The 16,309-nt window shown below is 47.1% G+C and carries 14 protein-coding genes; 12 read left to right on the top strand and 2 right to left on the bottom strand.

Annotated features, from left to right (window positions below; translation table 11 throughout):
- Window positions 1–29 precede the first annotated feature (29 nt).
- Window positions 30–968 (top strand): ParB N-terminal domain-containing protein, encoded by a 939-nt coding sequence (locus AB1724_08245; GenBank protein MEW6077786.1) that lies wholly within the window; start codon window positions 30–32, stop codon window positions 966–968.
- 8 nt (window positions 969–976) lie between these two features.
- Here the strand turns inward: AB1724_08245 and AB1724_08240 are convergent, their stop codons facing one another.
- Entirely contained in the window at window positions 977–2,830 is a 1,854-nt protein-coding gene (locus tag AB1724_08240; protein MEW6077785.1) for a methyl-accepting chemotaxis protein, read from the bottom strand.
- A 289-nt stretch (window positions 2,831–3,119) separates the two neighbouring features.
- Here AB1724_08240 and AB1724_08235 point away from each other — a divergent pair, with 289 nt between their 5' ends.
- The 11 genes from AB1724_08235 (at window position 3,120) to AB1724_08185 (ending at window position 15,168) form a co-directional block, all read left to right on the top strand.
- Complete coding sequence (locus AB1724_08235) at window positions 3,120–3,890, top strand: enoyl-CoA hydratase-related protein (protein MEW6077784.1); 771 nt, start codon at window positions 3,120–3,122, stop codon at window positions 3,888–3,890.
- 217 nt (window positions 3,891–4,107) lie between these two features.
- Entirely contained in the window at window positions 4,108–4,959 is an 852-nt protein-coding gene (locus AB1724_08230) for an ABC transporter permease (GenBank protein ID MEW6077783.1), read from the top strand.
- Between the two features lie 16 nt (window positions 4,960–4,975).
- Window positions 4,976–6,268 carry an ABC transporter ATP-binding protein gene (locus tag AB1724_08225; GenBank protein ID MEW6077782.1) on the top strand — a complete coding sequence of 431 codons (1,293 nt, stop codon included), beginning with the start codon at window positions 4,976–4,978 and terminating at the stop codon, window positions 6,266–6,268.
- Between the two features lie 83 nt (window positions 6,269–6,351).
- On the top strand, window positions 6,352–7,050 hold the full coding sequence (locus AB1724_08220; GenBank protein MEW6077781.1) for a TylF/MycF/NovP-related O-methyltransferase: 699 nt from the start codon (window positions 6,352–6,354) through the stop codon (window positions 7,048–7,050).
- Between the two features lie 390 nt (window positions 7,051–7,440).
- Window positions 7,441–8,121 carry a class I SAM-dependent methyltransferase gene (locus AB1724_08215; protein ID MEW6077780.1) on the top strand — a complete coding sequence of 227 codons (681 nt, stop codon included), beginning with the start codon at window positions 7,441–7,443 and terminating at the stop codon, window positions 8,119–8,121.
- Entirely contained in the window at window positions 8,102–9,409 is a 1,308-nt protein-coding gene (locus tag AB1724_08210) for a glycosyltransferase family 4 protein (protein MEW6077779.1), read from the top strand. The genes AB1724_08215 and AB1724_08210 overlap by 20 nt, the downstream gene beginning before the upstream one ends.
- A complete protein-coding gene (locus AB1724_08205; GenBank protein ID MEW6077778.1) occupies window positions 9,387–10,439 on the top strand; it encodes a glycosyltransferase family 2 protein in 1,053 nt (350 codons plus the stop codon). The genes AB1724_08210 and AB1724_08205 overlap by 23 nt, the downstream gene beginning before the upstream one ends.
- Complete coding sequence (locus tag AB1724_08200; GenBank protein MEW6077777.1) at window positions 10,426–11,697, top strand: glycosyltransferase; 1,272 nt, start codon at window positions 10,426–10,428, stop codon at window positions 11,695–11,697. The genes AB1724_08205 and AB1724_08200 overlap by 14 nt, the downstream gene beginning before the upstream one ends.
- A complete protein-coding gene (locus AB1724_08195; GenBank protein MEW6077776.1) occupies window positions 11,694–12,893 on the top strand; it encodes a glycosyltransferase family 9 protein in 1,200 nt (399 codons plus the stop codon). Before AB1724_08200 ends, AB1724_08195 begins: the two co-directional genes overlap by 4 nt.
- Before the next feature lie 25 nt (window positions 12,894–12,918).
- Window positions 12,919–13,494 carry an acyltransferase gene (locus tag AB1724_08190; protein ID MEW6077775.1) on the top strand — a complete coding sequence of 192 codons (576 nt, stop codon included), beginning with the start codon at window positions 12,919–12,921 and terminating at the stop codon, window positions 13,492–13,494.
- A gap of 225 nt (window positions 13,495–13,719) precedes the next feature.
- Window positions 13,720–15,168: a glycosyltransferase family 39 protein gene (locus tag AB1724_08185; protein MEW6077774.1), complete on the top strand. Its 1,449-nt coding sequence runs from the start codon at window positions 13,720–13,722 to the stop codon at window positions 15,166–15,168.
- 61 nt (window positions 15,169–15,229) lie between these two features.
- Here AB1724_08185 and AB1724_08180 read toward each other — a convergent pair whose 3' ends face one another.
- Entirely contained in the window at window positions 15,230–16,210 is a 981-nt protein-coding gene (locus AB1724_08180) for a class I SAM-dependent methyltransferase (GenBank protein MEW6077773.1), read from the bottom strand.
- Between the last annotated feature and the right edge of the window lie 99 nt (window positions 16,211–16,309).

Genomic DNA, 16,309 nt, shown 5'->3' with positions numbered 1-16,309 from the left:
CGGCCATGTTCCCATTTTCAGAAGATGTGGTGAGCCTCGCCGATATTCTGCCCGATGACCGGACGTACCTGATTACCACGGAAAAAGACAAGGACGATACCTGCCTGGAACGGTCCATCGCCCAGGTCGGTCTCCTGTCCCCGCCGATTCTTCAACCCGCGGGCGAGGGCGTCTGTCGTGTGGTGACAGGCTTCCGGCGCCTGGCCGTCCTCCGCCGCCTGAATTTTTCCAAAGCCCCCTGCCGTCTGGTGAATCCGGCAACAGACGCACTGGCCTGCCTGAAGATCGCCATTGCCGATAACGCCTGGCAGCGTTCGCTAAATACCGGCGAACAGTCCCGGGCGGTCTATAAACTCCGCCGGTTAATCGACGACCCTAAAGACCTTCGCCCTGTGGCGGCTTCGCTCGGTCTGCCGTCGTCACCCGACGCCATTGATAAATTACTGGCGATTCATGCCCTGCCTGAGGCTGTCTTTAATCTTGTTGCCGCAGGCAGCCTGGCGTTTTCCACGGGCCTGTCTCTGGCGGCCATGGCTGAACCGGAGGTTCTGGAACTGGCCGGACTTTTCACCGATCTGAAACTGGGCGTAAACCGGCAGCGGGAGGCGCTGCTGCTCATTCAGGAGATCACGGCTGTCGAAGGGATTTCATGCCTGGATCTGCTTGTCGATATCCGACGCCAGGCCGTGGTCAACGAACCGGGAGCCGACCGCGGACTGCGCTGCGATCAGCTTTTCCGTTATCTTCACCGGCGCCGCTTTCCTCACCTTTCCCGGGCCGAAGAGGAATTCGCCGAAAAAGTCAGGGCGCTAAAACCCGGACCCCGGGCAAAACTTTCGCCTCCCGCCGATTTTGAAGGCCCGGATTATACCCTTTCTCTGACTTTCAGAAACCGGAAAGACTTAGACGCTCATCTGGCCCTCCTGCGGCGGATCATAGACGGCGATCTGATCAGCGGGGAAAAATGAAAGGCCTGTTACTGCTGATGCAGACGGGTATGGGATCTTAACTGGTTGATCAGCCGCTTCAGATCTTTGATCGAACTGTGAGTCTGCTCGGAAGAGGCCGAGGTGTCGTGAGCGGTCAAACGGATGGTGGACAGGATTCCATTTAGTTTTTCATTGGCCTGGGCCTGCTCGGCCGTCATGGCTTCAATGGTTTCCAGGTCGCGGACGGCGGCCTCGTTGGCCCTGGCAATTTCCTCAAACTGAGCCGTCATCTGCTTCATGGCGTTTTTGCCGTCTCCCACGGATTGTTCGCCCGCCCGGGCATAGGTGATGGACATGGCCACGGATTCCTGGATTCGCTCAATATTTTTGCGGATGCGCTTGGCGGACTTGCCGGTGTCCTGGGCCAGTTGCCTGATCTCTTCGGCGACCATCCCGAAGCGCCTGCCCGCTTCCCCGGATTTAATGGCTTCGATTCCGGCGTTCAGGGAAAGAATATTGGTTTTTCCGCTGATTTTCTTGATGGCCTCAACGATGCCGTCGATTTCCTGGGACTGCTGCTTCAGCAACGTTACGGCTCTGGCGATATGTTCCATTTTACCGGCGATTTCCTCCAGCCGAACGCCGGTCTCGGTCAGGCGCTGCCGCGCTTCACGGGTGTTGTCGCGGGTCTGGGCGCTGCTTCGGGCCACATCCGCCGCATTCTCGGCGATCTGCCGGGCGGTTTCCGCGATTTTCCGTCCGCTTTCCTCGGCGTTCTCGGTGGCGGCCGCCTGCTGAATGCTGCCCAGGGCGTGCTGATCGGCGATAGAGACCAGTTCCTGCGACAGAGGGTTGAGAATATCCACGGCTTCCCCGATGCTGTTGATCAGCAGTTCATTCTTCTTTAAATGGGTCAGCAGTGTGTCGGTCATGCGGTTGAACGAGGCGCCCAGCTCGGCGAATTCATCATTACTGATGATGGCAATGGTTTCGTTGAAACGGCCGTTCTTTATCCGCTCCGCGACCCCCGCGAACATTTTCAGCGGGCGGGTCATGGCGTCGGCGGCGGCATAGGCCACGACCAGGGACAGCAGGGAACCGATCAGAATGATGCCGATAAAAAGCAGTTTCAGACTGCCCATCCGCGACAGGAAGAACGCCGAGGATTTGATGCGAGTGTCTTCCGAGCCCCGGGCCTTGTCTGTCAGCAGGGAAGCGGCTTCCACCGGGAGAAGGGCTTCGATCTGCTGCATGTTGTCGATAACGGTGGTGACCCGGTTGTAACCGATGATGGCGCTGTATCCGGTGATGCCGATGACCATCACGACGACGATAATGACGAATTTAACCCGCAAGGGTACGCCGATGCCGGCCGAGCGTGCCAGATCAAAACCGGGAATGTCCTTCATGGTTTCCATGGCCGGTTGGATGGCCCAGTCGGTGCCGGCCTGGGACATGGGAATGGTGAGCAGCCCGGCGATGATGCCTGCCAGAAAACCGTAAACCATAATATGCGGCGGCCAGTGCGGGTAAATCTGGCGGATGATCCAGACGCCGCCGCCGCCGCCGATAATATATGCCGGGAAGGAGAGGCCGGACAGAAAATAGGACAGGTTGATGCAGCGGTCCTGGGCCAGGGCAAGGAGTCCGTCTTCCGGTGAAGATCCGTTTTCAATTTTCCGAAGCAGCAGCAGAACGGGTTTGAGAAAATAGCCGGTGATGACGATATAGGCGATAATCAGGGCGACGGCCAGGGGCAGGGGATAGAGCAGCATGGCCGCAAATTCGCGGACAGAAGGCGCCATGACGAAAAAGATGAGAAATTCAATACCCAGGATGTGGAAGGTAACGGCGGCCAGGATAACCGTCAACACCCGGGTCATAAATTTTTTTGAATTCATCTGCTGTGATAACCCATTATTTTTTCTACTTAACTATATAATCCGGGCAAAGTTGTCAAGACCGAATCAATTCCCGGGGGGAATTAAGTGGATCAGCCGGTGCGGACGGTTGATCTTTTTTGTTTATGCCAACCGAACCCGGGTCGGGAGGTCGGCTGCCCCTTGCCTGGGCGGTTAAGGAAATATCGGATAAGTACGGGTAAGTGCTTGACTTGCGGCCGGAGTTCGTAATAGTCTGCGCCTTGTCGGTGTTTATCAACTGGAACAGAACTGTATAAGGAGGAGCGACATGTCGTATCAGAATTTAGTCATTGAAATTAATAATTACGTAGCCACCGTGATGATCAACCATCCGCCGGTCAATTCCGTTAACCTGGCGACCATTCAAGATATTGAAAAGGCGTTTGATGAGCTCGAAGCCAGCAAAGACGTGCGGGTGATCATTCTCACCGGCGCCGGAGACAAGTCCTTTTCGGCCGGGTTCGACGTCAGCGACGCGGGCAATGCCGCCAAAGCCGGCGAAGAGGGCCAACGGGTCTGGACCAAGATTTTCCGGTACACCAAGCCGGTCATCGCCGCCGTCAACGGGTTCGCCTTCGGCGGCGGCTGTGAACTGGCCATGGCCTGCCATTTCCGGCTGATGTCCGACGCGCCCAAGGCCAAGATCGGCCTGACCGAACTGAACCTGGGTATTATCCCCGGTTGGGGCGGCACCCAGCGCATGACCGTTCTGCTGGGCCGATCCAAGGCCCTGGACCTGATCCTGTTCAGCAAGCGCTTAAGCGCCGCCGAAGCCCTGGAAATCGGCCTGGTCGACAAGGTCTGCCCGGCCGACAAGCTGATGGAAGAGGCCCGGGCCATGGCGGAAAAACTGATCAACCGTCCGCCCCTGGGCGTGGCCAGCGTACTCAAAGCCATTGCCACCGGCATTGACTGGGGCTTTGACAAGGGCCTCCAGACCGAACTGGAAGGCACCAACCGGGTCTCCCGATCCGCCGACGCCATGGAAGGGTTCCTGGCCTTCATGCAGAAACGCGATCCGGTATTTAAGGGGGAGTAAATTCGAATAACCTTGGCGAGGCTTTTGCCAAAAAAAACATAGGTAGCTGAGTGTGATCCATCGCCTGTTATGTTGCGATGGATCACACTCTTTCCCATCCTCTTTTTCTTTTTCCTTCCGATATTTTTTGCTATGGTTTTCTTATGCCCATCTTTTACCGCAATGATCAGGGTTAATATATAATGCACCGATAACTCATCGGACGAGACTCTGGTATATGAAAAGCACCCCAATAAGCCCGAACAATATCAAAAATCAGTATATTATCGAAGCGCGAAAAGGGTGGCGCATTATTGATCTCCACGAATTGTATCAGTACCGTGATCTATTCTGGTTTTTTGTTTGGCGTGATATTAAGGTTCTGTACAAACAAACTGTATTAGGCTTTTTGTGGGCGATTATCCGGCCGGTTTTTTCCATGATCATTTTTTCTGTTGTCTTTGGACGGTTGGCTAAAATCCCCAGCGACGGGGTGCCGTATCCGGTTTTCACCTATGTGGCCTTGATCCCCTGGACCTATTTTTCTACGTCGTTTACGAATTCCGCCCAAAGCTTGGTGGCAAACGCCAATATGATTACCAAAGTCTATTTCCCTCGACTGGTTGTTCCGATGACGCCTGTGCTGGCCGGACTGGTGGATTTTGTAATATCGTTCGGTATTCTTGCGGTGTTAATGGCTTGGTACGGTATTGCGCCTTCGGTATATGTTCTGTTTTTACCTGCATTGATTTTTGTAATGATGTTGACTGCGGCGGGTACTGGCATGTGGTTGTCTGCCATGGCCATTCAGTTCAGGGATGTACGCCATGCCATGTCCTTTCTCGTGCAGTTGCTGATGTATTCAGCTCCTGTTGTATGGCCAGTATCCCTTATACCAGACAAGTACCGGTTGCTTTATGGCCTCTATCCAATGGTCGGTGTCATTGAAGGGTTTCGTTCGACCCTGCTTGGCTCAAGGCCCATGCCGTGGGACCTCATTACTGTGGGGGCAGTCAGTGCTTCATGCATTGCGTTGTCCGGTGCATTTTATTTTTGCCGTATGGAACGCATCTTTGCCGATGTAGCATAAATAGAGATTCATTCGAATGCCCGATTCAGCCATTATAGTAGAAGGACTTTCTAAGCGTTACCGTATCGGTACAAAGGAAAAAAGCAGCGATACGTTCGGTGGTGCTATGACTAAATGGTTGAAAACGCCTTTCTCGAATCTGAAAAAGCTGAAAGATCTGATAAGGTTCGAAACCAGTTCATCCGAGGCGCTTGATGTTATCTGGGCATTAAAAGATGTATCATTTAAGGTCAAGCAAGGTGAGGTAATCGGAATTATCGGACGAAACGGGGCAGGAAAGAGTACCCTGTTGAAAATTTTGTCCCGTATTACAGAACCGACTTCAGGCCGGGCTCTTATTAACGGCCGTGTGTCTAGCCTGCTGGAGGTGGGGACGGGGTTCCATCAGGAATTGACCGGCAGGGAGAATGTTTATCTGAATGGCACTATCCTGGGTATGTCAAAAAAAGAGATCGACCGGAAATTTGACGAAATCGTGGCCTTTTCCGAAGTAGAGGCGTTCCTTGATACGCCTGTTAAACGTTACTCTTCAGGGATGAAGGTTCGTCTCGCGTTTGCTGTGGCAGCCCACCTAGAACCGGAAATTTTGTTAATCGATGAAGTTCTTGCCGTGGGGGATGCCTCTTTCCAGAAAAAATGTTTGGGTAAAATGGGGGCTGTGGCTACGGAAGGACGAACCGTACTTTTTGTCAGTCATAATATGGGAGCGGTACAACAACTGTGCAAACGGTGCTTTCTTTTTAAATCAGGCAGCTTGTCTGTTGTTGGTGAATCGAATGATGTAATTGAAAAATATATAAGAGATGCGTCCAATCAAGATAGCAATTTACCTGAAAGATGGGTGAGAAGTGGGTCTGGGAGGGTCCGTATCCGTTCTATTGAACTGTTAAATGATCAAAACCATGAATGCAAAACCTTTTTTATGGGACAAAATGTCAGGGTTAAAATATCGGGAAATTCCGCAGAACCAAACCTTTCGTTCACAGTGGGGTTACAAATTGTCACGCAAACCGAAATTTCGGTAATATATGCTTATGATCAATTTAAAGAGTTCCAAACAACTGATGAAAATATTTTTTCATTCCAGGCCAACATCCCCAATGTACAGTTAATGCCGGGATTGTATTATCTCAATATCTGGATTGGGCGTTCAGGGTTGGAAGAGTTCGATTACGTTAAATATGTTGCTCCATTTACTGTTTTACAAAGCGACAAGATCAATATAACTCAGACCATTAACCAGCGGGAACATGGCCTCACTTATGGTGAGTTGATAACAATAGAAGAAGATTATTCCGATATCCCATGAAAGGCTCAAAATATTGGGGCAGACCATTTTGATGAATCATTTAAGAAAAAAGACGATCTGGTAAATCAGAAAAACGATGGCGGATGTGTTTATCCGATCTCATTAAATGTAAAATGATAAAAAAAGTAAAAAAATATATATATAAATTTAAGTATAGTTTAATGTTTATTAAATATCTATATTTACATTATAAATATAGAAATTTTACAATGATACCGTTGAATTTTTTTATCGGAAATTTAAAGATATGCTATAGATACAGAAAGTTAAGTGGTGTAATAGTCGAATGCGGTGTGTGGAAAGGAGGCATGATAGCCGCAATTTCAGAAATAATTAAAGATAATAAATACTATTTATTTGATAGTTTCGAAGGCCTTCCCAAAGCAAAGGAAATTGATGGTAAAGCAGCAATCAAGTGGCAAATTAATAAACAATCAAAATTGTATTTTGATAATTGTAAAGCAAGTGTAAATGATGCAGAAATCGCTATGAAGTTAGCAAAAGCAAAAGATTATGAAATTCAAAAAGGTTGGTTCAAAGATACGTTATATAAGTTTAATGAGAAAATTGCAGTGCTACGATTAGACGGTGATTGGTACGAATCAACGACAGAGTGTTTAGAAAATCTTTTTGATAAAGTTGTAAAAGGAGGAGTAATAATAATTGATGATTATTATACTTGGGATGGTTGCTCAAGAGCAGTGCATGATTATCTTTCCAAGAACAATTTAGCTAATAAAATATTCGCTTCACCAGAAGGTGTTTGCTATATAATAAAGTGAAGTATTTTATGAAAGGCTTATATATATATGATAAAATTTAATCGGTTAGGCATTAGTTCACCGTTACTTGCAGAAGGAAAGTTCTATTCGGTTACTTCCGTATGCCTTGGTCCATCTGCCGATTAGGGCCTCTAATCCGTGAGCGATACTCGAAGCATGAATTGTATCTTGTGTGGATCAGAGAATACGGTTGTTGTTGATACGATACCGGTACAAAGAATCATTGAAGGGTGGGAATCCAGTTATCATATAGATGTTTCTGATGATTTTGTCGAATCGGACCGCATTAACTTATATCTCTGTCAACGTTGCAACCTGAAGTTTTATATTCCTTTGGTAACCGGCTCTGAATCTCTCTATTCGCAGCTACAGGATTTCGACTGGTATTATATGAAGGATAAATGGGAGCACCGTGTTGTTTCCAGAGAGATCAAACAGGGTGATAGAGTGCTGGAAATCGGTTGCGGATCCGGCCATTTCATTAAAAAACTTATATCCCAAAAGATCGATGCTACAGGGATCGAATTAAATTCTAATGCTGTGGAAGAGGCTAAGCAATTAGGGCTACCGGTATTTTTAGAGGAGTTAATTGATTTTTCAAAAGGGATGAGTTGTAAGTTTGATGTTGTTTGCAATTTTCAAATACTTGAGCATAGTGATGACCCCAAAGCCTTTATTGAGACATGTATTGGGTTGTTAAAACCATCGGGGCGGTTATGGATCTGTGTGCCGAACAGTGCCGGATTTATAAGACTTGCAGATAATGATTTATTAAATCAGCCACCTCATCACGTTACTCGTTGGTCTAAATCTGTTTTTAGATATTTAGAGACACAGTATCCGGTAAAAATAAAAAGAATTCTATACGAACCATTAGCGTCTTATCATCTAGAATGGTATATAAATTTACAATTATCGCGACTCCCACTACCTAAAGTTTTGAAACGGTATATTTATATTGGTACTCGCAAGATAGGACTTCCTATCGCTCAACATTCAAAAATATACAGAATCCTGAGTGGGCATACTATTTGTGTATGCTATGAGAAGAATGAAGTTATTACATATTAATTTTTCTGATAACGGAGGAGGAGCAGCTAATGCGGCATATCGGTTGCATAGGGGACTATGTGATTTACCCGCAGAGTCTTCCATGATGGTGGCCCTTAAGCGGACTTCTGATCCAACCGTTCATGAATTCTCTCCATCCAGGAAACCGACAAGACGGTTTTATAGATATATTCGTCGAAAGATGATTGCCCAAAGTCTTAATAAGGATATCAGATCTAGGCTGTCGGGATATGAGGCTTTTAGTGACTGCCGCACGTCGTTCGGTACCGAATTGTTAGGACAAATTAATAAGCCGGATATCATAAACCTGCATTGGGTTGCTAATTTTTTGGATTATTCGAGTTTTTTTACATCGGTTGCACTGACCACCATACCGGTTGTCTGGACACTGCATGATATGAATCCGTTTACTGGTGGCTGTCATTACGATATCGGTTGTGGAAAGTATGAAGAAAATTGTGGGGCCTGTCCGCAACTTGGGTCGAATGATCCAAACGATATATCATATAAAATTTGGAGGCGGAAACATACTTTATTCGAAAAGATATGTCCGGAATTGTTTACGATTGTGACACCAAGCCAATGGTTGGCAGAAAAATCTCGAGCAAGCAGTCTATTGCAAAAATTCCCCGTGAAAGTGATTCCAAACGGTTTAGATATAAAAGAATTTGCACCTCGTGATAAAAAAATATCACGAAAAACGCTTGGTCTTCCACCAGATGCCAAGGTGATTCTGTTTATTTCCGATGTGGTTGGAAATAAACGAAAAGGATTTATTTATTTAAATAAGGCCTTGACCGAGATGCAACATCTAGAAAATTTATTTTTAATGATCTCCGGAAGGGAAGGCGAAACGATAAATACAACAATTCCATATCGCTATCTTGGGCGTATTGCTGACAGCAGAATGCTTTCAATGGTTTATAGCGCCGCCGATGTGTTTGTTGTCCCTTCCCTACAGGATAATCTCCCCAATACTGTACTTGAATCTATGGCATGCGGAACTCCTGTGGTAGGTTTTAAGGTCGGGGGGCTTCCCGATATGGTACGGTACGGTGAGACAGGGGTGTTGGCGGAACCTGAAAACGTTGATAGCTTGAGGAATGCAATTGTTCATTTGATAACCTGTCCGGATATATTAGCGGTAATGTCCGTAAATTGTCGTAAGGTCGTTGTTGAAGAGTACTCCCAGTCTGTTCAAGCACTCAAATACATGGCTTTGTATCGCCATCTGATTGATTTAAAACAATCCCAAAGGGATAAGAATGCATTCTCCTTCAACGGATGAATTAGTATTACCGATGTCTGATAAGTCTGGTTGGCCTTGGACAAAGGAGACTGTTCCTCTGCCTGATGGTTCTCCTTGGCCAAAAATTACTATTGTAACACCAAGCTTTAATCAGGGCGAGTACATTGAAGAGACCATACGATCGGTATTGCTGCAGGGATATCCCAATCTCGAATACATCATTATTGACGGCGGATCCACCGATGACTCGGTCGCCATCATCAAAAAATATGAGCCCTGGCTGACGTTTTGGACCAGCGGGCCGGACCAAGGACAGAGCCAAGCTATTAATAAAGGGTTTGAACACGCCACGGGTAATATTTTAGGCTATATCAACAGTGATGATCTCTATGAGCCGGGGGCTTTGTTTGTTGCAGCCGAAAGTTTTTCCGGTCAGACGGGAATCCATTTGCTGGCTGGTCAGTGCGTTGTATTTAACGACCAGGGGGTAAAAAGAATTTTTCAACCATGGTGGCCAGCCAAGCCGGCATATTATGTCTCCCGGACGTATAGCTCCACATTTGCCCAGCCGGCTTCATTCTGGAGCCGGTCCGCTTTCCAGGAGCTGGGCGGTTTTGATGAAACGCTGCACTGCTGTTTTGACAGAGAGTTTTTTCTGAGAATGGGTTTGGCTGGAATAAAGCCGATGTTCATCTCTCAGGTGCTGGCCCGGTTCCGGGAGCACAACGCCAGTAAAAGCATGACCCGGGAGATCTCTTTCCACAGGGAATCCCTGGCGATCCTTGATAAACACGCAACCGCCTGCGGGATTTCCGAAGGGCATAAGCGGCGTATCGCCCGTCGCCTGCGGATGGAAATCGATTATATTAACGTGTTTGATAATTGGCGCAATCATGGCCGACTGGCGGCTCTGGTTGATTTTTCCAGGATGATCCGGCGCTTTCCACCGGCTCTATGTGAGCGGAAGATACTGGGGCAGGCCCGGCGCTTATTGTTTTTTCGGAAGAAGAGTGTGGCAGAACTGGTCCTTGGGACAGATATCAGAGAGACGAAACATGACGCCGTCTGACCGGAGCCATCATTATATCTTGATGATCGCATATCTGTTCCCGCCTTTGGGCGGATCCGGAGCCATTCGTCCCTTGAAACTGGCTAAATATCTGCCGGATTATGGTTGGATACCGGTTGTTCATACGGTTAAGAATCCCGACTGGTACTATGCCAGAGACCCGGATCTGATCCGCGAGCTACCGGAGGATGTCGTCATTACCAGGAGTCATATGTTTAAATCCTCCTGGATTTATTCCGCGCTCAATCCCTTGCGCAGCCGTGTCATGGATCGTTTCATCAGAAGATTCCTGTTGCATCCGGATAGTCAGGTCGGCTGGCTGCCGTTGGCCTGTCTGACGGCCTTGAAACTGGTAAAACGGTATCCAATAAAAGCTATTTACTCCACCTCGGGGCCGTTAACCAACCATTTGATCGCTCAATTTGTCAAATCCCGGACCGGTCTGCCTTGGGTGGCTGAGTTTCGGGATGAATGGCTGGAAGACCCGGCCCTGAATCTGCCGACCCGGCATCATTACCGTATGCATTATCATCTGGAACAGGGCATTGTCCGTAAAGCCGACAGGGTGGTGGTGATGGCGCCGGCTTTCGGCGATTTTTTAGCAAAGCATGTTACCGACACCGAAAAGTTTTTATGGTTGCCGGCAGGTTATGATGCGGCTGAGTTTGTCATGCCTCAGCCTTCCAAACAGTCAACGGTTTTCCGTCTGGTGTTCACCGGGCTTTTTTACAACAGTTTCCGGCCCAATTCTTTGCTGGCAGCCGTCAACCGTTTAATTTCCCAGGGCGACATACCACGGGAAAAAATCCGTATTTGTTTTGTGGGGGCTAATACTATCGCTGATCTGGATGTCCCCGATGACTATAGGGTATGTGAATTTACAGGTTTTCTAAGCCGGGTCAAAGCCCTTGAACAATTGGCCCGGGCCGATATGGCCCTGCTGCTTCTCAGTCGGGAACGGGGCAGCGGGGTGATCCCCAGCAAACTTTTTGATTACCTGGCAGCGGGTCGACCCATATTGGCGCTGGTGCCTCCAGAGGGGGCGGCCGCAGGGCTGATCCGAGATACCCGAGCCGGAGAAGTAGTGGACTTTAACGATCAGGCCGGCATTCAATCGGCTGTCAGCCGTTATTTTCATCAATGGCTCAAAGACGGGCGTGTATTGACAGAGACTGATCCGGAAGTTGTTCAACAGTATACCCTGAAAAGTCTGGTGAAGACATTGGCTGATCATTTAGATCAATTGGCACGGAAATGACGTTACCGGTGATTGATTATCGGAAACACCGGGCAGGCAGACAGTCGCTTGTTGAATACTGGCGTCTGGTCCGCCTGACCATTGGTACCGCTGTATTTAATGCTGTCCGCATCGGCCACAAAATGGTCTTGGCCCTGGGGCCGGTTCGTCCATTGGAGATGGATCGCCTGGTAGTGGTCGGTTTCGGAGGCATTGGTAATCATATTTTGCTGCTGCCGGCCTTATCAGCTATAAAAAATGCTCATCCGCATGTGCTTTTGCATCTGGCCGCGGCATCACAGATTTGTGCCGACCTGATGGCTGAAGATCCCAACGTGGACGAATGTTCGGTTCTGGATCCGGGGTGGTTACGGTCTTTCCGTTTGTGCCTGAAGGCCGGTCGGATGCTGGCTGCCATACACCCGTCAGCGGTATTGGTGGCCGCCGGAGCCGACCCGGTTAGAGGAAGCGTTATGACGATGCTCTCCCATGCCTCGATACGGGTGGGCGAAGACTGGCGGGGACGGGCGATGTTTTATACTCATGCGGCACCGGTTGACCCCAACCTATCGGAACTGAGGCGAAATATAAGACTGGCCGGTTTGGTGGGGGGCGGCGAAGGGCCTGGGCGGCCTTGTCTGATGCTGAAGGACGAGGAAAAGAACTCCGCCCGGCGGTTGATGCATGATCTGACCGGAGGGAAAACGGCAAAAATACTGGGCGTTCATGCCGGATCAAGTTCGGAGCAGTCATGGAAGCGGTGGGGGCTTGATCGTTTCATCGCCACCGTTCGTATTGTTCTGGATCGCACCGACATGGCCGCAGTGTTTTTTTTGGGTCCGGATGAAACGGATTTAAAGCAATCAATTGAATCTGCCCGGCTGGCACGAACTTCTGTTTTCCCTTGCTTGAATGGTATCAGGGTAGCAGCGGCTTTAATCGGGTGTTGCGACCTGTTTCTTTCAAATGACAGTGGCTTGCGCCACCTGGCCTCAGCGCAGGGCCTTCCGACAATCACTGTTTTCGGTCCCACCAGTGAGATTAAAAATGCCACGGATAACGCATCAGATGCGATTATTGTCGAAGATGTGGTTCAGTGTCGCCCCTGTCATTACACCCGCTGGTTTCTTGCTTGTGGAAACAGTATGCCCTGTTTGACGCGGGTTTCACCAGAACGTGTGGCGGAAGCGGTTGTAAAGACTTTAAGTGACCAATAAATATTCATGATAAGAGTATAACGGATTGAAAATAATACACAAAATTATCAACCGGCTATACAATGAAGTCCTGCTGCGACTGGAGACCGTTGAGGATAAAATTCGCCGGCACGGAGGAACGGTAGGGGAGCAGGTATTTATCGGCAAGGACGTTTTGATTGATTACGACTTTGCTTTTTTGCTAGATATTGGCCGAGGTGCCGTTCTGTCCGCAAGGACGGTTATTGAACTACACGATTCATCAATACCCAATGCCCTGGGCAAGGGGCCTAATCGTGTCGGTCGAGTGATTATCGGTGAAAGAGCATATATTGGTGTTGGGACCGTTATTTTGCCAGGAAGCAGTATCGGAAGGGGCGCGATTATAGGCGCTTGTTCTTTGATTAACAGGGATATACCCGAAGGGCAGGTTTGGGCTGGGGTCCCGGCCCGATATCTGTGCACAGTCGAGGAACTTTTAGAAAAACGCAAACATCAAAGCAGCTCATTGACCGCTGATTTTGACTGGATGGGGGAAATCGAAAAAACCGAAACTGATTATTTAACCGTCAAAGCGGATTTTATTGAGCGGGTTAAACGATTTTTCTATTCCAGATCCTGAATCATTTCATCATCAGTCAGAACGTATCAAATATGTTTCCAAGGGGTTTTCCCGGAGATAACTTAAACATCACAATACGAATTCGTTTGCCAGAGAATCGAAATGAATTTTAAGCGGAGCATAATATTAATCGTTTTGTTGTTGACCTTTCTGATAACCAGAGTCATCTATCTGCTATCTCCGGCCGGCCGGATCGGGATTCATGATGAAGCGGTATTCGGCCTCATGGCCATCAACATCATGGACTTAAAAGAATTCCCCATCTACTGCTGGGAAGCTCACTATGCCAGTGCGCTGGTATCCTATATAGGCGCCGTTATCTTCAAACTGTTCGGCATCGGATTCGTCCAGATCAGAAGCGGCATGCTTATTTTTAGCATCTTGGCAATTATTTTTATGGAACGAATTTATGAAAAACTGTTTGGCCGGATGAATGCTTTCCTTTGCGTTCTTTTCTATATATTTTGCCCCTATGTCATTCTTCATCATACCATGGGCGCTTACGGTGGGTATGGTGAATTGGTTTTTGGTATGGCGCTGGTCATTTATTCGAGCTGGCGGATCAACGAACATGTCGGCCGTGAGGGGTTTGGCCGAGTCCTGTTTTTTTCCGGATTTGCCGCCGGATTTTTTCTGCAAATAATTTTTTTGATCATTCCTGTCATCATCGCTTTTATTTTTACTTCGTTATACCGAAGATTCGAGGATATTCGCTGGAAGGGGATATCTGTTTTTACCGCCGGTTTTATTATCGGGTTATCGCCATTGATCGTTTATAATTTTTTATTCCCCCTCAAAACTTTTTTAAGGGCCGGCGGGAGAAGTCTGGGGGTCGGCCGTAATGCAATGATAAAGCCTACCGCAGAGATCGTCCTATGCGCCATTCAGCAAAAGCTCGCTTACTTAAAGTGGTGGGTACTTCATCTGCCTTATAACCTTTCCACCTTTTTATATCCTTTTCAAAAACCGAGTCCTATTTCAAATATGGTCGGAATATTCCTGATAGCCTCACTTCTGTTATTTATTATCGTTGCGTTACGGGATAAAAGAAACGACATCCCGCGTTTTTATTTTCGACAGTTTGCGTTTTCAGTGGTGCTGTTGTTTTTTTTCCATTGGGGCGTGGGATTGAACCATGACCGACATTTCATGCCCTTGTTGCTGGTTTGGCCAGTAATTCTTTTTTATTTTAAAGATATTATTTTAAAAGGTCGAGGCCTTGTGTTGTCTTTGATTCCGTTGTTCATCATTGCCAATGTTATGGGGTGGAATTCCGAATTCCGAAAATCCGTATTTGATCCGTATCCGGCAGCCAAGTTTTTATCCTCGAATCATCTGATGAATTTCTATGGGTCATACGATACAACTTATTCGATTATGTTCGCATCGGGTGGCGTTCTGAATGGCGCTCCCTATCTGATACCCGACGGGATCGTGTTGCGGGACAGGAAAATTGATATTACGGAGAAAGTTCGATCTAGTCCCGAACCGGCTTTTATTTTTGCCGATTATGAGCATAACCTGGAAAAAATATTTATCCGATATTTAGCGGACAGTCATGTTGAGTATTTTCAAAATAATGTGGGGAATGCCACGATTTTTTATCGTCTGAATAAGAAGGTAAATCCATATGTAAAAAAAGAGTGGGAAACGGGATTCGAAATAACAGAATAGCGCATAGTAAGAAAAACTTCTGGGCCCTTTCAAAAATTGGAAATGATTTTAGGTTATTCTTTTACTCTTTCTGTGCAAATAGAACAAAATTATCCCCATCGTCTACATCGTTTTTATTCTGAGATAAAGATTCAAGCCTTTTTAATGAACTTATCTTTGATTCAGCCAAGTGAAGATAATATGGGATTGGTATTATTCGAGATGCCGCCGATTTTATCAGATTGTATGTATGCTCAAAAATTGGCCAGGCGAAACTCGATTGGAGCATAATTTTAATACGTTTCCTGTAGCCGATTTTTTGTTGATCATCTATTTTACCACCATAAAAAAAAATATCTTTCAGGTGAAAGCCAGATTGAGTCAGTAGCTGAGATAAATTACTTACAGAGAAAAGAGATATGTGATAAGGATTGAAGCCTTTCCAGGCGCTGCCTTCAATGCCAATTTTTTTCGAGCCGCCATTTGGAGTATCGATGATCAGCATACCGCCCGGTTTTACGATTTTCTGTAAATGCCGGATAAATAAGACCGGGTCTGGAACATGTTCAATAATATCGATGGCAAGAACCAGAGGATAGGGCTCAAAGGCACCTGGTGATTGAATATATTGGTCTATCGTGCCATGGAACGTATCTACATGAAGTTTTTCAACCGCATACCTGGCAGCCTCGGCCGATATTTCAATACCTTTGACCTCCCAACCCATTTTTTGCATGATTGATAGTAAATATCCCTTGGCGCTTCCAATCTCAAGTACTCGTTTTTCGGATATTTTATTTTCAATCCTGCGGATAGTTCGGTTATAAATGTGTACCGAACGATTGAATTCATCGATTGCCGGTCTCTTAAAGAAATAATAATTATTATCATATAATTGCTTGAGTTGCTCTTCAGGAATTCTAGGCGAATTAAACAACAGACCGCAACCCTTGCATTCTCGAATACAAAAGTCTCCGGGATAGTTATGCTCGGGATATCGAATTCGAAACCTTTCATGGTTTTCTTCCGAACCGCATATTAGGCAGGGCATATTCACTGTCATTTTCAATGGAGCACACCCATCCGTTTTTATTTTCTGCCAATATTCTGACTGATATCTTGTTAAGATTATGTATACCGACTTTACTGATTCATAGGAAGA

Source organism: Thermodesulfobacteriota bacterium (assembly GCA_040753795.1).
Taxonomy (GTDB): Bacteria; Desulfobacterota; Desulfobacteria; order Desulfobacterales; family Desulfosudaceae; genus JBFMDX01.
The sequence above is the reverse complement of the archived record's forward strand: the minus strand, read 5'-3'. Positions and strand labels throughout refer to the sequence as shown.